Raw genomic sequence first — 18,215 nt, 5'->3', positions numbered from 1 at the left:
CCCCTCCCCGGCGCGGTGGGGCCGCCGCCCCCAGGCCCCACCGCGCCCCCCTTCCCGACCCACCCATCACCCCTTCCGAAAGGCACCACGATGACCACGACGTCCCGGACCATCGGCCCGGCCGGCGCCACCCAGCACTCCCAGACCCTGTTCGACCGTGCCAACACGGTGACCCCCGGCGGCGTCAACTCCCCGGTGCGGGCCTTCGGATCGGTGGGCGGCAACCCGGTGTTCATGGCCTCCGCCGACGGCCCCTACCTCACCGACGTCGACGGCAACGAGTACGTCGACCTGATCTGCTCCTGGGGCCCGATGATCCTGGGCCACCGCCACCCCGCCGTCCTGGAGGCCGTCCAGGAGGCCCTGGCCCACGGCACCTCCTTCGGCACCGCCACCGAGGGCGAGATCGCCCTCGCCGAGGAGATCACCCGCCGGGTCGCGCCGGTCCAGAGCGTGCGCCTGGTCACCTCCGGCACCGAGGCGACCATGTCCGCCATCCGGCTGGCCCGCGGCTTCACCGGCCGCTCCAAGATCGTCAAGTTCGCCGGCTGCTACCACGGCCACGTCGACGCCCTGCTGGTGGCCGCCGGCTCCGGCCTGGCCACCCTCGGCCTGCCCGACACCCCCGGCGTCACCGGCGCCCAGGCCGGCGACACCATCGTCCTGCCCTACAACGACCTGGCCGCCGTCGAGAAGCTCTTCGCCGAGCGGGGCCAGGAGATCGCCTGCGTCATCACCGAGGCAGCCCCCGGCAACATGGGCGCCGTGCCGCCGCTGCCCGGCTTCAACGCCGGCCTGAAGGACCTGTGCCACCGCCACGGCGCCCTCTACATCTCCGACGAGGTGATGACCGGCTTCCGCGCCAGCCGGGCCGGCTGGTACGGCCGCGACAACGTCGCCCCGGACCTGCTGACCTTCGGCAAGGTCATGGGCGGCGGCTTCCCGGCCGCGGCCTTCGGCGGCCGCGCCGACGTGATGGCCCAACTCGCCCCCCAGGGCCCGGTCTACCAGGCCGGCACGCTGGCCGGGAACCCGGTCGCCACCGCCGCGGGCCTGGCGACCCTGCGCAACTGCACCGACGAGGTCTACGCCCGGCTGAACCACGTCTCCGAGACCATCGGCGCCGCGGTCTCCGCCGCCCTGGACACCGAGGGCGTGGCCCACCGGCTCCAGTACTCCGGCACCATGTTCTCGGTCTTCTTCGCCGACCAGCCGGTCACCGACTACGACCAGGTCAAGGCCAGCCAGGCGTACCGCTACCGGGCCTTCTTCCACGAGATGCTGCGCCGGGGCGTCTACCTGCCGCCGTCGCCGTTCGAGGCCTGGTTCGTCTCCGCCTCGCACGACGACCGGGCGATCGAGCGGGTGGTCGAGGCGCTGCCCTACGCGGCCCGGGCCGCGGCGGCCGCCACGGCCTGAGCCACGGCCTGAGGTTCGCCTGAGCCGCCGCCCGGGCCTTCGCCGACTGAGCCGGCGCAGGCCGGGCCGGCGGCCGGGCGAGGGTCCTCGGACTCCCGCCCGGCGCGCCTCAGGCCCCGGGGGCCAGGGCGATCTCCACCCGCACGTTCCCGCTGATCGCCCGCGAGTACGGGCACCGGGCGTGGGCCTGGTCCAGCAACCGCCGGGCGGCGTCCGGCTCCACGCCGGGCAGCGCCACCCGCAGCTGGACGCCGATCCGGTACCCCGACTCGTCCCGCTCCAGGTCCACCAGGGCGGTCACCGTGTCACCGTCCAGCCGCACCCGGGCCTCGCGCGCGGCCATCCGCATGGCGCTGTGGAAGCACGCCGAGTAGCCGGCCGCGAACAGCTGCTCCGGGTTGGTGGCGGTCCCCGGACCGCCGACCTCCTTCGGCGCGGCGAGCGCGAGGTCCACGATCCCGTCCGACGAGCGGACGGTGCCGTTGCGACCGTCTCCGGACGACGTCACCTCGGCGGTGTAAATGACAGCCATCACCCAACTCCCTTTCAAATCGGCGTAAATCTCCGGCGGAAAGCCTCGATGACCATAGGCCCGCCGGAAAAGCACCAGGAATACGGAAACCCGAATACGGGCGCCGAAATACCGGCGCCGGACAGGGGCCTCGAAGTGGGGCGCCGACATACCAAGGTCCGTGACGACCGCCCGCAGCCGTACCAGAAGGAGAAAACCACCGTGGGACCCTTGGCCGGAATCCGCGTCATCGAACTCGCCAGCACCGCCCCGTGCGCCTTCGCCGCCACCCTGCTCGCCGACCTGGGCGCGGACGTCGTGCGCATCGAGCGCCCGGCCCGCCCCGGCGCCGCACCCGCGCCCGACAGCGACCCGCTGGGCCGCAGCCGCCGCTCCCTGACCGCCGACCTCAAGGACCCGGCCGACCTCGCCACCGTGCGCGCCCTGGCCGCCGGCGCCGACGTCCTGCTGGAGGGCTTCCGCCCCGGCGTCTGCGAACGCCTGGGCCTGGACCCGCAGGGCCTGCTCGCCGACAACCCCCGCCTGGTCATCGGCCGGATCTCCGGCTGGGGGCAGATCGGCCCCTGGGCGCAGCGCCCCGCCCACGACATCGCGCTGCTGGCCGCCTCCGGCGCCCTGGACGCCGACCGCGCCGAGGGGGCGGCGCCCGCCCCGCCGTCCACCTACCTGTCCAGCTTCGCCGGCGGGGGCATGCTCCAGGCCCTGGGCGTGCTGGCGGCGCTGCACGAGCGGGCCGGTTCCGGGCGCGGCCAGGTCGTCGACGCGGCCATGCTGGACGGTGCCGCCGTGCTGGACGTGATGATCCGCCAGTGGCGCCAGGTGCCCGGCCACGTGACCGTCACCGACGCCCCGCACTACACCACCTACCGCTGCCAGGACGGCCAGTACCTGGCGGTCGGCGCCATCGAGGACCGCTACTACGCCGTCCTGCTGGAGCAGCTCGGCCTGGAGGACACCCTGGACCGCCAGGACCAGGCCAACTGGCCGGCCCTGCGCGAGCGCATCGGCGAGCGCTTCGCCACCCGCCCGCGCCACTGGTGGACCAAGGTCTTCGAGGAGCACGAGGCCTGCGTGGTGCCCGTGCTCACCCCCCAGGAGGCCGCCGAACAGCCGGCCCTGCGCGAGCGCGGCACCTACGCGTCCGTCGGCACGGGCCACCAGCCCGCCCCCGCACCGCGGTTCAGCCGCACCCCCGCCCCCGCCCCCCGGCCGGCGCCGCAGCCCGGCGAGCACACCGCCGCCGTCCTGCGCGACTGGGCCCCCACCCCGAGCGCCTGACGCCCGCACCCCCTGACGCCCGCACCCCCCTGACCTCGCCGCCCGCGGCCCCCACGGAGGACCCCATGCTGAACACCGCCCCCGCCTTCCACCGCCCCGACCCCGCGATCGGGGCCCACCTCACCGAGCAGCTGCTCACCGCGCAGTCCGTCCGCGAGCTCAACGACACCTTCCCCGCCGACGACCGGTTCCAGAAGGTCGTCGTCGCCACCGAGGTCAAGCGCTTCCAGCTCGGCTCGCTCTGGCTGCACCGCGACGGCGCCCACCTGCCCGCCCTCAAGGAACTGGACCCGGCCTGGACCCGCCTGCTCGACCAGCTCGCCGGCCCGGCGTTCCTGGCCCGGCTGAGCACCGAGGTCGACATGGACCTCGCCGCCCTGCCGCGCGACATCGGCCTGTTCACCCACGCCGAGGGCGAGTTCATCTCCCCGCACCACGACGAGCCGGAGAAGGCCCTCACCGTGGTGCTCTACTTCAACGAGGACTGGCCCGCCGACGGCGGCGGCCACTTCGAGGTCCGCGCCTCCCACCACGGCGGCCGCCCGCCGGTGCGCTCGCTGCCGCCCACGGCCGGCTCCCTGATCGCCTTCGACTCCTCGGTGTGGCACGCCACCTCCACCGTCACCGCCCCGCGCACGCTGCGGGCGGCCGTCCTGGAGTTCTGGCGGGTGCGCCCCCGCCGCGCCGAGTGACCCTCCCCTCCCGCCCCCTCCACCCCGCAGAAGAATCGAGAACCCCCGTGCCCCTGGTCGACATCACCGCCCCCGCCGGCTCCATCGCCCCGGACCGCCTGGAAGGCCTCCAGCAGCAGGTCGCCGACACGGTGCTCCAGTGGATGGAACTGCCGCTGACGGACTTCTTCCGCTCCGCCACCTGGGTCTACGTCCACGAGGCGCCCGAGAAGACCTCGGCCACCGGCGCCGCCGCGACCGCCCCGGGCTTCATCGTCAAGGTCACCGCCCTGGAGGACTTCCTGACCCCCGAGCGCACCGAGCAGCTCTCCGTCGAACTCACCCGCCTCATCCAGTCGACGGCCACCCCGGCCACCGAGGCCGAGTCCACGGTCTGGGTGATCGTCCACGAGATCCCCGAGGGCAACTGGAGCGTCAACGGCAACCTCACCCGCCGCGCCAAGATCGACGAACTCATCGCCCAGAGCGCCCCCGCGGCCTCCTGACCCGCCTCCTGACCCACCCCCGCGACACCGCCCCCGCCGGCCCCCGGGCGGGGGCGGTGCCGTGCGCGCCGCCGGTGCGCGGCATCGGCCCCGACGGATTGTCAGTGCCCGCCCCTAGAGTGGAAACCACGCTGCAGGGAACGCCGAAAGGCCCCGCGGAATACACCGCGAAAGCAGCGTGGAACCACCGCGAAAAGACGCCGGATAAAGGGGAGAGCCATGTCCACGAACAGGATCAAGCACAAGGTCAACCACGTCTCTCTCGTGGTCGACAAGTCCGGCTCGATGCGCCAGCACCAGACCCAACTCATCCGCGTCGTCGACGAATTCGTCAAGGGCCTGCAGGAGGAATCCGACCGCCTCGGCCACGAGACCCGCATCAGCCTCTACGCCTTCGACCACGAGGTGCAGAACCTGGTCTGGGACATGGACGTCAAGCACCTGCCCTCCCTGCGCGGCCTCTACCAGGTCGACAACGGCGCCACCGCCCTGATCGAGGCCGGCGTGAAGTCCCTCGACGATCTCAAGAACATCTGGGAGGGCTACGGCGAGCACTCCTTCCTCCAGGTCGTCGTCACCGACGGCGAGGAGAACGCCTCCGGCTGCTCCCAGAGCGGCCAGATGCACACCCGCATGGGCGCCGGAAAGGGCACCACCGTCCTGCGCACCTGGATCGAGCGCATCCAGGGCGCCATGGACAACCTCCCCGACCACTGGACCTCGGCGATCCTGGTCCCCAACTCCCTGGCCAAGCGCACCGCCCAGGAGTACGGCTTCCCGGCCGGCAACATCGCGATCTGGGACGCCGACTCCAGCCAGGGCGTCGAGGAGGCCATCGGCACCGTCAAGTCCGCCGCCACCAGCTTCCTGCGCGGACGCGAACACGGCGTACGCGGCACCAAGAACCTCTTCGCCATGGGCCAGGACCTCAACACCGCCGACGTCAAGGCCGAGCTCGACGCCCTGGACGCCGGCAAGTACATCCTGATCCCGGTCGACGAGCAGAGCCCCATCCGCGACTTCGTCACCAGCGCCGGCCACCCCTACAAGACCGGCTGCGCCTTCTACGAGCTCTCCAAGCGCGAGAAGATCCAGGGCAACAAGCAACTCGCCGTCGCCGAGAAGGACCCGGCCACCGGCCGGATGACCGGCCGCGTCTTCTCCGGCCCCGCCGCCCGCCGCCTCCTCGGCCTGCCCGCCGCCGAGGCCGCCGTCAAGCCCGGAGAGAACCCCTCTTACACCGTCTTCGTCCAGTCCACCTCCGTCAACCGCAAGCTCGTCCCGGGCACCAAGCTCCTCGTCCTCCTCTGACCCGCCGCCGCGCCGCCGCCCCGCCGGCCGGGCCCGGACACCCGAACTCCCGCGAGCCGCGCGACTGTTACAGGACAGTGACGTTCCGCACACAACCGGTGCCGCCGGGTGAATCGTCCTCATGAAAGACAGCACCCGAACCGCACCGACCGTGCCAACGGGCGAAACGACCACCTCCCCCCTGAAAGGGGTGCACCCGTGATCGTCTCCAAGCGGAACTCCCTGCGCCTGGCCGCCGTCGCCACCCTCAGCGCGCTGCTCATCGGAACGGCCGGCACCGCCATGGCCGCCGCCCCCGCCACCCCGGCCGCCGCCCCGGTGGCCGCCGCCACCACCACCGCCGCCTCCATCGCCGCCAAGCCCTCGGCCACCTCCGTCCCGGCCTGGCAGCTGTTCCGCGTCACCGGCACCACCACCGGTCTCACCGCCGGCACCACGGTGACCCTCCAGCAGAAGCAGCACGGCACGTGGGTCACCCTGCCCGCCTCCGTGCACACCACCCGCACCGGCTCCTACTCCCTCGGCGTCAAGCTCGGGATCAAGGGCCTCAACGAACTGCGCATCATCGGCGGCGGCGCCGCGTCGCCCGTCTTCACCGTGACCGTGCACTGACCCACGGCCCCACCCCGGCAGCCCGTCCCGTCCCCACGGCGACGGGCTGTCGCACGCCCAGCCCCGCCCACCGCTGAACCCCCGCCACCCGTCGGGCCGCTGACGCCCTGAACCCTCCGGAGAAGGGTGCGGGCGGATCGTCACCGTACGTAGCGCCCGGTGGTCACCGGACGGCTGCCCGGACGCCGGTCGGATCTTCAGACGTATCGGCTAGCCTGCCCCCCGGCACCGCGAGGCGCGGTGGGGGAGGGGGAGTTGATGTCCGGTATTCGTTCGGGGGCGACGCGTCGTTCCGCCGCCGCACCCGCGGTCGCCGTGCTCCCGTCGGCGCTGCTGCCGGCGCCGGCGGACGGGGCCGCCACCAGCCCGCAGACCATCCGGCACTGACGGCGCCCGGCCCGCGCCGCGCCACCACATTCACGCGCTCCACGAGGGGGAAACCGATGACCCGCACCACCACCCGCACCACCACCGGCCGCACCGCCGCGATGCTCACCGCCGCCGCGGCGGCCCTGCTCGCCCTGACCGGCACCGCCGCCGCGGCCGACACCCCGCTGTCCGGCAACGAGGCGACCGTCACGGTCGGCGCCCGCAACGCCGCGCCCGTGGTCAGCCCCGACGGTGCCAAGGCCTACGTCGCGGTGACCGAGGCCGACAACACCTCCACGGTGAAGGCGGTCGACACCCAGTCCGGCGCCGTCACCGCACGGCTGGCCCTCGGCACCCTCCAGTGGAGCGCCCACCCGGCGCTCAGCGCGGACGGCTCCCGCCTGTACGTGCTCGACGGCCAGCGCCTCAGCGTGGTGGACACCGCCACGCTGACCCTGCTCGCCACCGTCACCCTGCCCGACCAGCCCCGCCCGGCCGGCTGGGCCGCGGGCTCGACCTCCGGACTGGCCTTCAGCCCCGACGGATCCACCCTCTACGTCTCCCAGAGCGGGCCCACCGCCTACCGGCAGAACGGCCAGAGCCGGATCCTGGCCTTCGCCACCGCACAGCAGGCGTTCACCACCACGGTCCAGATCCCCGCCCCCTACGTCGGCGCCCCCGCGGCCCGCCCGGGCACCGGCGACGTCTACGTCGGCACCAGCCAGGGCGTGGTGCACGTGAGCGCGGCCGCCACCACGCCCACCGTGGCCGCCACCGTCCAGGGCACCGCCACCAACCTGGACTACGACCTGGCGTTCACCCCCGACGGCAAGCGCCTGTTCGGCCTCGCCGAACTCGGCACCGGCGCGAGCACCCTCATCGACCCGGCCACCGACGCCGTGACCACCACCTTCCACCCCGCCGGCAGCGGCGACGCACTGGAGAACCCGCAGGTCAGCGCGGACGGCACCCGGCTCTACCTCACCGACAGCAACTACGGCACGAGCACCGCCTCGGTGCTCGCCCTCGACACCGCCACCGGCGCCCCCGTCCCCGCCGAGAGCGCCGGCGACCTCGACGAGGACAGCCTCACCGGCCTGGCCCTGGGCCCCGACGGCCACACCTTCTACGTGGGCGGCACCGTCGGACGGAACGCCAACCTGCAGATCATCGCCCACTGACCGGCCACGAACCGGCCCCCGCCCGCCCACGCGGGCGGGGGCCGGCCCGTCACGCCGCCCAGGGCCGCGCCGCAACGCTGGACAGCCACACCGGAGTCGGTCACTCTTCTCCACCATGGACCTCCCGCCGCCCCGGCCCGCCGCCGCACGCACCGCACTCCTCCAAGCGGTGACCGCGGTCGGCGACGAGGCCCCCGCCCTGCTCGCCGGCTGCCACGGCGAGACCCCCGTCCCCGGATCCGAGTGGACCGTCGCCGAAGCCGCCGCCCACCTCGCGATGGCCAACGAGCTGATGGCCGCCCTGGCCGCCGGCGAGCAACGCCCGTACGGGGACGGCACCCCCGCCTCGCTGGCCGCCGCGAACGCCGCCGCACTGGCCCGGCGCCCCGAACGGGACCCGGCCGTCCTCGCCGAGCAGATCGCCCGGTGGGCGAGGGAGTTCACGGCCGCCGCCGCCCCGCGCAGCGGCACCGAACCGGTGCGGACCCCGCTCGGCCCGATGGACCTGGACACCCTCGGCTCCTACCTGCTGACCCACATGCTGGCCCACCTCTACGACGTCGCCCGCGCCCTCGGCCGGCCGCACCCGCTCGACCGGCCGCGCGTCGCGCTGACGATGCCGTTCCTGCGCACGGCCATGCCGTGGGTGGTCGACGCACGCGCCGCGGCCGGCCACCACGCCTGCTACCGGCTGCGGGTGCGCGGCCTGGAGGGATTCGCGGTGACCTTCACGGACGGCGCCGCCGAGGTGAGCCAGGAGCCGCCGCGCCGCCCCGACTGCACGATCCTCACCGAGCCGGTGGCGTTCTTCCTCATCGCGCTGGGCCGCTCCAGCGCCACCGACGCGCTCCTGCGGGGCAAGGTGCTCGCCTGGGGCCGCCGGCCCTGGCTGGCCCCGGCCTTCCCCCGGCTGTTCACCGCCCCCTGACGCGGACCCGCCCGGCCCCGGTGGTGCCGTAGCATCCGGACGGCACAGCGCACACCTGTTCACGGGGGAGTACCACAGTTGTCCAAGAGAGCGACGGCCGTGCCGTCCGGGGCTGCCGCACGGGTGGCCCGCGCGTCCGTGCTGATGGTGGCGGGCGCCCTGGTGCTCGGCTCCTGCTCGCTGGTGGGGTCGGCGGGCGGGGGACCGGGAAAGGTGGACGAGCCCACACAGGTCGAGTCCCGGGCGGAGGCGCTGACCCGGGCGGAACGGGTCCAGGACCACGTGCGTGCGCTGACGGGCCTCGAGCGGGATCCGTGGATCAAGCTCGTCGGCTACTACAGGTGCCCGGGCCGGGGGACGGGAATAGCCGATGAGCGCGAGGCGTACCAACTCAGCTCGGCGATTCAGCTGAAGACCACGGACGACCAGCGCCCCGAGGTGCTCCGGGCACTGCGGGAGAAGCTCGCGGGCGAGGGCTTCACGATCACCTCGAACGGTCCGGCCGGCCCGGCTGACTCGCCGACCGGGGACTTCGACGCCGTCCACGAGCCCGACCGCTACACCGTCTCCCTGGCCGGCGGCACGAAGCCCGGCCAGGGCGTGGGCGTCATCGTCACCCTGCCCTGTCAGGCCCCGCCCACCGGCGCGGCCTCTCCCGCTCCGACGGCCACCACCTGAGGCTTCGGCGAGCGGCACGGCGGCCGGAAGACCCGTGACCATGGTGGTCCCTCGTCCCGCCGCAGGTCACATCGGGCGGCGGTCGCCGCACCGGTGGGCCGGCCGCTCGGCGCATGACGACCGCCGGGTTCCCCCGAGGTTGCCCCCGACACTGTCCCTCGGGTCCTTGCGCGCGCCACGGAACCTGCCATAGACCGGCATGGACAGACAGAGACTGCGGCTTGAACCGCCTGTCCAGGAGGTGGATGTGCACGCGCATGACCAGAAGACGCGGAGCGAGTCCGGGCGCCGTGACCGCAGCCGGCCGACCGCGCAGAGGCAGTCCGCACCGCCGGATCCCCGCTCGATCAGCGCGCTGCAGCGCACCATAGGCAACGCGGCCGTCGCCCAACTGATCAGGCAGCAGCGGGAGTCGGAAGAAGCGCCGGTACAGCGTTCGACGGTCCCCCAGGTGCTGCGGTCCCCGGGCCGTCCGCTGGCCGACAGCGTGCGGACGGAGATGGAGGCCCGGCTGGGCGCCGACTTCAGCAGCGTGCGGGTCCACGACGACCCCGTCGCGGCCCGCTCGGCGGCCGAGATCAGCGCCCGCGCCTACACCTCCGGCGAGCACGTCGTGCTCGGCCAGGGCGGCACCGACAAGCACACGCTGGCCCACGAGCTGACCCATGTCATCCAGCAGCGATCGGGCCCGGTGGCCGGCACCGACCACGGGAACGGACTGTCCGTCAGCGACCCCGGCGACCGTTTCGAACGCGCCGCCGAGGCGAACGCCGTCCGGGCGCTGAGCGGGCCCGTGCCCGAGGCCGTCCAACGGGTCGCCGAGCCGGCCCCGTCCGCGGACCAGGAGCTGGCGGTGCAGCGGGCGTTCACCGGCAGCCCGTACGTCACCTACGGCGGGGTGAACGGAAACGGCGTCGGCACCACGATGCACGCCGAACTCTGGCCCGGGCAGCTCGGCAAGGGCTCCGCACCCAAGGAACAGCCGTCCTGGTGGCCCAAGACCGGCGCGACCGGCCTCTGGTTCCAGAACTTCATGGTGCAGGGGCACCTGCTCAACCACAACGTCGGCGGCCCCGGCGTCATGAAGAACATGACGCCGATCACCGGGTCGGCGAACTCCTCGCACCACTCCAAGGTCGAGAAGACCGTCAAGGACGAGGTGCTGACGAAGGGCAACGTGGTCGAGTACTACGTGGAGGCCGACTACAGCACCCACCCCGACGCGCAGGACTTCCAGACGGGCGACGCCAACCTGGACGCCGACATCGACGCCAACTACGCCGCCAAACTCGCCGGCAAGCTCCACGCCGAGTACACGGTCTACGACACCGCCGGCAACGAACTGAAGGGCGACGCGTGGGAGATCGAGAACAACCGGCTGTAGCACCGACCGCACCCGCTGGCGCCGCCGAAGGCGCCGAAGGAGACGTACGTACGTGATCAACCCCCGTGCCCGGCTGACCGCGATGATCGCCGACCTGGAGCGCAACCCCCGCGTGCAGCTCGAGGAGGCCACCGTCGCGCCACCGACCCCAGCCGCCGACCTCGAACTCGCCACCCGCCTGGCCGACGGCCGTCTCCCGGACGGTGTCGAGGCCTTCTACCGCGAGGTCGGCGCGGTCCGCCTGACGTGGCGGCACACCGTTCCCGAACTCCTGAACAACGACCTCTCGGACCAGGGCCTCATCAACCTGCTGCCGCTGCGCGACGTCTTCGGCGACTGGAAGGGCGTCACCTGGCACTCGGCGGAGGACCAGGAGTTCCGCGCCGTCAAACCCTTCGACAGGTTCGTCCCCGAAGCCTGCGCGGCGTTCGTTCCCCCCCTCGACTCCGTCCACTACCACTACCTCGGCGAGGAGTCGCACGACACCGGCTACTCCTTCGACGCCTACCTGGAACGGCTGATCGCCTCCCGCGGCTTCTGGTACTGGCCGCAGACGCTCTGCCGGGGCCTGGAGGACAGCACGGAGGTCACCGCGTTCCGCCGCGCGATGCCGGTCATCTTCCCGGACTACGACGACACGCTGTTCCACCCGGCGCAGCACTGAGCCCGTGCACCGCCGGAAACCGGCGCCGCGGAGGGGCCGCCCTTCCGCCGCGCCGGTTCCGCGGCCGCGGGCAACACCATCCGCCCGGGGCTCCTGGTCGGTGGGGGAGGGTCAGCCGAGGGCGCTGACGACGGCCTTGGTCGCCTCCGCGATCAGGGCGTCGTCGGAGGTGGCGCCCGCCTTGCCGCGGTCGGACAGGACGACGATCACGACCGGGCTGCGCCCGCCCGACGGCCACGCCACGGCGACGTCGTTGCGGGTCCCGTAGCCCGCGTTGCCGGTCTTGTCGCCGATCTTCCAGTCGGCGGGCACCCCCGCGCGGATGTACGGGCCGCCGGTCGTGTTGCCGAGCAGCCAGTCCGTCAGCAGTCCGCGCCGGCCCTCCGGGAGGACGTCGCCGAGCACGTAGCGGCGCAGGTTGGCGGCGAAGACGCGCGGGGTGCTGGTGTCGCGGGTGTCGCCCGGGGTCGCCTCGTTGAGGGTGGGTTCGGTGCGGTCGACGCTGGTGGTCGAGTCGCCCAGGTCACGCAGGGACTGCTGGACGGCCGCCGGGCCGCCGAGCTCGGCGGTGACCAGGTTGGCCGCGGTGTTGTCGCTGTACTGGATGGAGGCGGCGGCCAGGTCACGCAGCGTCATGCCGGTGGCCACGTGCTTCGAGGTGATCGGCGCCCACTCCAGCACGTCCTCCTGCCGGTAGGGGACGACCTTGTCCAGGTCCGCGTCGGACGCCTTCCGCAGCAGGGCCCCGGCGGCGAGCGACTTGATCGTGGACGCGAACGCGAACCGCTCGTCGGCCCGGTGGGCGACCTCCCGGCCGCTGCCGGTGTCCACCGCGAACACGCCGAGCCGGGCGCCGAACCGCTGCTCGAGCGCCGCGAAGGAGGCGTCCGCCGAGGCGTCAGCCGAGGCGGCCGCGGGCCCGCTCGCCACCGTCGTGCCGGAAGCCGTCGCACCGGAAGCGGTGCCGCCGGCCGTCGACGCCGTCGAGGCGCTGCCCGCCCCGCCGCACCCGCCGATCAGCGCGGCCACGAGCAGGGCCACGGCGGGCAGCGTGGTACGGGGGCGGAGGAGGAGGGGCGTCATCGAAGGGTCTCCCGGATCGTTCGTGCCGTCACCGCCGCGATCGCGCCGGCCCGCTCAGCTAAACAGGCCGCCGACTCCCCAGTCCAAGACCGCAATCATGAAGTGGACGATAAGAAAACACCTATGATGGCTGCCCATGGACCTGCTGGGGCACCTCCGCCACTTCCGCGCCGTCGCCGAGGAACGGCACTTCGGCCGCGCCGCCGAGCGCCTGCGGATCGCCCAGCCCTCGCTCTCCCAGCGGATCCAGCGCCTCGAACGCGAACTCGGCGTGACCCTGTTCGACCGCGGCCCGCGCGGCGTCGACCTCACCCCGGCGGGCCGGCTGCTGCTCGCCGAGGCCGAGGAGACGCTGGACAGCGCCGCCCGCCTCCTCGCCACCGCCGCCGACCTGCGCAGCGGACGGGCCGGCACCCTGCGCGCGGCCGTCCCGCCCGAACTCGGGCCGGCCACCCTCGCCGCGCTGCTCACCGGCTTCGAGAGCGCCTCCCCGGGCACCCGGCTCGAACTGCGGGAACTGCCCGTCGCGGCCGTGGTGCGCGAACTCGCCCAGCACACCGTCGACGTCGCCGTCGTCCGCCACCCCTGCCCCGCCGACGGACTGGCCTTCGGCCCCGTCCTGCACCAGCCGCTCGGCGTCCTGCTCGCCGCGCGCAGCCCGTACGCCGACCGCGCGGAACTCGCGGTGGCCGAACTGACCGGCCTGCGCCTGGTCCTCTTCCCGCGCGCCACCGCCCCGGCCCTGTACGACGAGGTGCTCACCACGCTGACCAGGCACGGCTGCACCCCCGAGGCCGTCGTCGACCCGCCGGGACCGGACGTCGCCGGCGCGCTCGTGCTCACCGGCAGCGCCATCGCCCTGGTGCCGCGCACCGCGCCACCACCGGGTACAGTCTGGCGTCCGCTCACCGGCACCCCGCTGGCCTGGCGGACCTCCACGGCCTGGCCGGCCGGGCGGGGCGGGCCCGCCGTCCGGCTGTTCGCCCAGGCCGCCCACGAGGCGCTGACCGGACCGGGGGGCCTGCTGCCCCAGCCGCCCCACCGCCCGCTCTACCCCCGGCCCGCAATGGAGTTCCCGCTTTGACCAGCGACCGCACCAGAGCCGACCACCCGGCTGCCGACCGGCCCCCGCGCAGCCGGGCCGCGCAGGACCGGCCCCCGCACGACCGGGCCGCGCGCACCCGCATCGCCGCGGCCTTCGCCGACGCGGGCGTCACCGGCCGACTGCACGCGCGCGACCTCGACACCGGCGCCGAGATCGGCCTCGGCGCCGACACCGCCGTCAGCACCGCCAGCGTCCACAAGCTCTGCCTGCTCGTGACGCTGTACCGCGAGGCCGCCGCCGGACGGATCGACCTGACCCGGCAGGTCGACGTCCCCGCCACCGGCCGCACCCCCGGAGGGACCGGCCTCGCCGCCATGCTCGACCCCGCCCGCCTCTCCCTGCGCGACCTCGCCTACCTCACCGCCGCCGTCAGCGACAACACCGCCGCCGACACCCTGTGGGACGAGATCGGCCTCGACACCGTCAACCGCACCATGGCCGACCTCGGCCTGAACCGCACCGTCGCCGTCCACAAGCTCCGCGACCTCATCGCGGCCCTCGCCGAGGACACCGGCCCGGACTCCCCGGTCGACCCCGCCGTCGTCGCCCGCCTCAGAGTCCTCGACCCCGCCTTCACCAACCACAGCACCCCCCGCGACATGACCACCCTGCTCACCGCCCTCTGGCACGGAGACGCCTGCCCCGGCGACCACGGCGCCGCCCTGCGACGCCTCCTCGGCCTCCAGGTCTGGCCACACCGCCTGGCCTCCGGCTTCCCCTTCGACGACGTCCGCGTCCACGGCAAGACCGGCACCCTCCCCACCCTGCGCCACGAGGTCGGCGTCGTCGAATACCCCGACGGCGGCCGCTACGCCCTCGCCGTCTTCACCCGCGCCGCCGCCACCACCATCACCCTGCCCGCCGCCGACGCCGCGATCGGAACCGCCGCCCGCCTCGCCGTCGACGCCCTCCGGGCACCAGCGCCCACCACCGCGCCGCACTGACCGGGACCGCCCGCCAAGGCTCCGCCGCGCACCTCTGCTCGATCAGCGCGGCTACGGCGGTTCGCATCCGCCCCCGCCCACCGACCGCCGCGCACCGTCGGCGGGCCGCCCGGTGCCGAGGCCGTCGGCTCCTCGGGCGGGCAGCGGGGGAGGGGTGGGCCGATCGGTGCGCCGTAGGTATAGATCTGACCAAACCGGGGCGCCTCCCGGGGCATCTCTCACGGACGCGTCCGAGAGTGCCGACCATGGCCATCAATGTCCTCACCGCGCCCGGGCAGACCCCGGCCGCCCGGCCGCGCGGCCGCCGGGCCCCGTGGACGTCACCCGACGGACAGCCGGGCTACGCACGGCCCGTGCTGCTCGGGATCGCGACCGTCGCCGCCGTGCTCTACACGTGGAACATCAACCACAGCCAGTACCACACCTTCTACGCCGACGCCGTGCGCAGCATGACGGAGAGCTGGAAGGCGTTCGTGTTCGGGTCGTTCGATCCGGCGGGCACCATCACGCTGGACAAACTGCCCGGGTTCCTGTGGCCGCAGGCGTTGTCGGCGCGCGTCCTCGGGTTCCATCCGTGGGCGCTGACCCTGCCGCAGGTGGTCGAGGGCGTGCTGTCCGTCCTGGTGATGTACCGGGTGGTGCGGCGGTGGGCGGGGGCCGACGCGGGGCTGCTCGCGGCCGCGGCCTTCACGCTGACGCCGGTGGCCGCGGGCCTGTTCCGCACCGCGGTCGAGGACGCCGCCTTCACGCTGCTGCTCCTGCTCGCGGCGGACGCCGCGCAGCGGGCCGCCCACGCGGCGCGGCTGCGTCCGTTGCTGCTGGCCGGGGTGTGGGTGGGGCTGGCGTTCCAGACCAAGATGCTGGAGGCGTGGGCGGTGCTGCCCGCGCTCGCGGCGGTGTACCTGCTCGCGGCGCCGGCCGGTCTGCGGCGGCGGGCCGGGCACGTCGCGCTGGCCGGGCTGGTGACGGTGGTGGTGTCGGCCTCGTGGATGCTGGCGGTCACGGTGACCCCGGCGCAGGACCGTCCGTACGTGGACGGCACGACGGACAACTCGGCGTTCAGCATGGTGGTCGGCTACAACTTCCTGAACCGGTTCTCCTCGCTGGGGATGAGCGCGGCGCAGACGGGCAGCGTGCAGGCGGTCCGGGTCGGCGGGGCCAAGGGTCCGTACACGAGCCAGCCTACGAACCCGTACCAGGTAACCGACACTCCTCGGAGTCCGTTGGCACCGGCCCCGTCCCAGAGTCAGGGCGGCGGCGCGAACGACGGCGGCTGGACGAAGATGTTCGGCTCGCGGTTCGCCCCGCAGACCGGCTGGCTCTACCCGCTCGCCGCCGTCGCGCTGGCGTGCGGGCCGGCCTGGCGGCGGCGCGAGCCGCGCACCGACGTGCTGCGGGCCGGCTACGTCCTGTGGGGCGCCTGGCTGGGGGTGTTCTTCCTGGTCTTCAGTGCGGGCAGCGTCGGCGGACACAGCTACTACATGGGTGTGATCGCCGCCCCGCTCGCGGCTCTGGGCGGCGCGGGGACGGTCCTGCTGTGGCAGGGCTTCCGCGCGGGCGGTGCCCGGGCGTGGGCGCTGCCCGCCGCGATCGCCGGGACGGTCGCCTGGTCGGCCCGCCTCGCCCGGGAGTTCCCGGCCTTCCTGCCCTGGCTGGCGCCGACCGTGATCGGCCTGGGTGCCGTGGCGCTGGCCCTGCTCGCGGCGGTCGCGCTCAAGCGCGTCACCGGGCGGGGGTTCGCGCCGGCGGGGCTGCTGGCCGGCGTCGCGGCGATGCTGGTCGCGCCGGGTGCCTGGGCGTCGTCGGTGCTGAGCCCGGCGTACGGCAACTCGGGCATGGGCACCGTCGGCCCCTCCGGGGGTGCGCGGCACCCGATGGGTTCCACCGCCGCCGTGGCCGCGCCGCGCGCGCAGCACGGCGGGGGCGGGTTCGCCGGCTCCTCGGGGCACCTGACGGCGCCCGCACAGGCCCTGTTCGACTACCTGCGGGCCCACCGGGACGGCGCCCGCTACCTGTTCGCCGCCTCCGACTGGAGCGCCGCCGCACCGTTCATCCTGGCAACGGGCGAGGAGGTCCTGCCGATGGGCGGCTTCAGCGGATCGGCGCCCTCGCCCACCCTGGCGGAGTTCCGACAACTGATCAGGAAGGGCGAGTTGCGCTACGTCCTGCTCGGCACCGACCACCGTGGCGGTGACGATTCGGCGGGTGCGACGACCACGGCGCAGGTCCAGTCCTGGGTACGGAGCGCCTGCACCCAGGTGCCGGCCACCGACGTGCCCGGCCCGGCGCCGACGGCCGACGGCCGGCAGCTCTATCGCTGCCCGCGCGCGGACTGAGCGGCGCCCCGGGACGCACCGGCACTGCTCGCCCACCGCGCCGCGCGACACCGCTACCGGGTGGACCTCAGCGCAGCACGGACTCCAGGAAGTCGCTGCCGATCCGGGCCACGACGGAGATGTCGAGCTGGTGCAGGACGTAGCGCCCCCGGCGCCGGGTGACCAGGAGCCCGGCCTTCCGCAGGACGGCGAGGTGGCGGGAGATCTCGGGGGCGGTGAGGCCGTACGCGTCGGCCAGCTCGTTCGTCGAGTACGCGGCGCGCGCCAGGCTGCGGCACAGGTTCATCCGCATCGGGTGGGTCAGCGCGTCCAGGCGCAGCTTGACCGTCTCCACGGGCTCGGCGCCGCCGATCTCGTGGGCCGCGGCCGGGTACTGGATCACGGGCTGCCAGCCCGGCCCGTACAGGGTGAACAGGTGCGGCCAGCCGAAGACGCTGGGCAGCAGGGTGACGGCGGTGCCGCGGGCGTCGGTGCGGCCGTGCACGAGCTTGTCGACGACGATGCGGCTGCCGTGCTCGTCCTCCTCCAGGCTCAGCGCCGGTGACGCCGCCGTGAGCGCCTCCGCCAGGCCCTTGCGGCGCAGCAGTTCGCTCTTGTCCTGGGCGTCGGCGGTGAGCTGGACGCGGACCCGGCGCCAGGTGTCGGCGAAGAACGCCCGGTCGCAGTCCTCCAGGAGCCGGCGGATCCACGCCCGGGTGGCGGTGGGGTCGGTGAGCATCCGTTCGACGAACGCCGCCTGGTGCGGACCGCGGGCCGCCGCGAGGTCGAGCGCACGGCGTCGCGACCACGCGTCGACCAGGGGCGAGGGCAGGCCCCTGGGGTAGTGGTTGGTGCTGCAGGAGATCTCCAGGGCCGCGCCGACGAACCTCTCGTCCTCCATCCGGTCGAGGTCGTCCAGTTCCTCGGCGAGGGTCCGCCGGGGCTGGGCGGGCATCAGGAAGTCGGAGCGCGTCGAGCGCCACATGAAGTCGGCCTCCAGCATCCGGCCGGCCAGTTCCGGTTCGAGCGTGCCGGAGGTCGCCGTCGTCCACGCCTGCAACCGGGGGTGGTGGGCCGGCTCGGCGAGCGCGTGCAGCGCGTTGCCGAGCTCGGCCAGCGGCGAAGGGTGGAAGACGATCCGCTCGTGCGGCAGCCCGGTGATGTCGATGGTCACGCTCACCTCCCTATGGTGCCGGGCCGGGTGACCACGTCATTTGACGGGGGTCGTCAATCGG

General features: G+C 74.0%; 18 protein-coding genes. 15 read left to right on the top strand and 3 right to left on the bottom strand.

Annotated features, from left to right (window positions below):
• The first annotated feature begins 90 nt into the window (after positions 1-90).
• Complete coding sequence (gene hemL, locus BG452_RS36895; RefSeq protein WP_188308702.1) at positions 91-1,419, top strand: glutamate-1-semialdehyde 2,1-aminomutase; 1,329 nt, start codon at positions 91-93, stop codon at positions 1,417-1,419.
• Between the two features lie 109 nt (positions 1,420-1,528).
• On the opposite strand, the gene BG452_RS36890 is transcribed toward hemL, so the two are convergent.
• Complete coding sequence (locus BG452_RS36890; protein WP_188308701.1) at positions 1,529-1,951, bottom strand: organic hydroperoxide resistance protein; 423 nt, start codon at positions 1,949-1,951, stop codon at positions 1,529-1,531.
• 201 nt (positions 1,952-2,152) lie between these two features.
• Between BG452_RS36890 and BG452_RS36885 the strand changes: the two genes are divergently transcribed.
• From BG452_RS36885 to BG452_RS36840, 11 genes are all read left to right on the top strand, one after another.
• Positions 2,153-3,229: a CaiB/BaiF CoA-transferase family protein gene (locus BG452_RS36885; protein ID WP_317621404.1), complete on the top strand. Its 1,077-nt coding sequence runs from the start codon at positions 2,153-2,155 to the stop codon at positions 3,227-3,229.
• A gap of 65 nt (positions 3,230-3,294) precedes the next feature.
• On the top strand, positions 3,295-3,921 hold the full coding sequence (locus BG452_RS36880; RefSeq protein ID WP_188308699.1) for a 2OG-Fe(II) oxygenase: 627 nt from the start codon (positions 3,295-3,297) through the stop codon (positions 3,919-3,921).
• 47 nt (positions 3,922-3,968) lie between these two features.
• Complete coding sequence (locus tag BG452_RS36875) at positions 3,969-4,406, top strand: tautomerase family protein (protein WP_188308698.1); 438 nt, start codon at positions 3,969-3,971, stop codon at positions 4,404-4,406.
• Positions 4,407-4,625: 219 nt separating this feature from the next.
• On the top strand, positions 4,626-5,717 hold the full coding sequence (locus BG452_RS36870; RefSeq protein WP_188308697.1) for a vWA domain-containing protein: 1,092 nt from the start codon (positions 4,626-4,628) through the stop codon (positions 5,715-5,717).
• Between the two features lie 198 nt (positions 5,718-5,915).
• Positions 5,916-6,329, top strand: a complete 414-nt coding sequence (locus BG452_RS36865; RefSeq protein WP_188308696.1) for a hypothetical protein — start codon at positions 5,916-5,918, stop codon at positions 6,327-6,329.
• A gap of 258 nt (positions 6,330-6,587) precedes the next feature.
• Complete coding sequence (locus BG452_RS47395) at positions 6,588-6,716, top strand: hypothetical protein (RefSeq protein ID WP_262986099.1); 129 nt, start codon at positions 6,588-6,590, stop codon at positions 6,714-6,716.
• 56 nt (positions 6,717-6,772) lie between these two features.
• Positions 6,773-7,879, top strand: coding sequence for a YncE family protein (locus BG452_RS36860; RefSeq protein WP_188308695.1), 1,107 nt, complete (start codon positions 6,773-6,775; stop codon positions 7,877-7,879).
• Between the two features lie 115 nt (positions 7,880-7,994).
• Positions 7,995-8,807, top strand: coding sequence for a maleylpyruvate isomerase family mycothiol-dependent enzyme (locus tag BG452_RS36855; RefSeq protein WP_188308694.1), 813 nt, complete (start codon positions 7,995-7,997; stop codon positions 8,805-8,807).
• A gap of 78 nt (positions 8,808-8,885) precedes the next feature.
• Complete coding sequence (locus BG452_RS36850; protein WP_188308693.1) at positions 8,886-9,485, top strand: hypothetical protein; 600 nt, start codon at positions 8,886-8,888, stop codon at positions 9,483-9,485.
• 451 nt (positions 9,486-9,936) lie between these two features.
• A complete protein-coding gene (locus tag BG452_RS36845; RefSeq protein WP_317621403.1) occupies positions 9,937-10,869 on the top strand; it encodes a DUF4157 domain-containing protein in 933 nt (310 codons plus the stop codon).
• Between the two features lie 52 nt (positions 10,870-10,921).
• Complete coding sequence (locus BG452_RS36840) at positions 10,922-11,533, top strand: hypothetical protein (RefSeq protein ID WP_188308691.1); 612 nt, start codon at positions 10,922-10,924, stop codon at positions 11,531-11,533.
• A gap of 111 nt (positions 11,534-11,644) precedes the next feature.
• Here the strand turns inward: BG452_RS36840 and bla are convergent, their stop codons facing one another.
• Positions 11,645-12,616, bottom strand: coding sequence for a class A beta-lactamase (gene bla / locus BG452_RS36835; RefSeq protein ID WP_188308690.1), 972 nt, complete (start codon positions 12,614-12,616; stop codon positions 11,645-11,647).
• Between the two features lie 136 nt (positions 12,617-12,752).
• Between bla and BG452_RS36830 the strand changes: the two genes are divergently transcribed.
• The 3 genes from BG452_RS36830 to BG452_RS36820 all read left to right on the top strand — a co-directional run bounded on the left by BG452_RS36830 (position 12,753) and on the right by BG452_RS36820 (position 17,001).
• On the top strand, positions 12,753-13,700 hold the full coding sequence (locus BG452_RS36830; protein WP_188308689.1) for a LysR family transcriptional regulator: 948 nt from the start codon (positions 12,753-12,755) through the stop codon (positions 13,698-13,700).
• A gap of 101 nt (positions 13,701-13,801) precedes the next feature.
• Positions 13,802-14,665 carry a serine hydrolase gene (locus BG452_RS36825; protein WP_317621407.1) on the top strand — a complete coding sequence of 288 codons (864 nt, stop codon included), beginning with the start codon at positions 13,802-13,804 and terminating at the stop codon, positions 14,663-14,665.
• A gap of 245 nt (positions 14,666-14,910) precedes the next feature.
• Positions 14,911-17,001, top strand: a complete 2,091-nt coding sequence (locus BG452_RS36820; protein WP_188308687.1) for a glycosyltransferase family 39 protein — start codon at positions 14,911-14,913, stop codon at positions 16,999-17,001.
• 67 nt (positions 17,002-17,068) lie between these two features.
• Here BG452_RS36820 and BG452_RS36815 read toward each other — a convergent pair whose 3' ends face one another.
• Positions 17,069-18,160, bottom strand: coding sequence for a DUF5937 family protein (locus tag BG452_RS36815; protein ID WP_188308686.1), 1,092 nt, complete (start codon positions 18,158-18,160; stop codon positions 17,069-17,071).
• Positions 18,161-18,215 lie beyond the last annotated feature (55 nt).

Origin of the sequence: Streptomyces sp. CBMA123 (genome assembly GCF_014596465.1) — a bacterium.
In the GTDB taxonomy this organism is placed as follows: Bacteria; Actinomycetota; Actinomycetes; order Streptomycetales; family Streptomycetaceae; genus Kitasatospora.
Note: the sequence above shows the minus strand (reverse complement) of the source record. Positions and strands in the feature narration are given on the sequence as shown.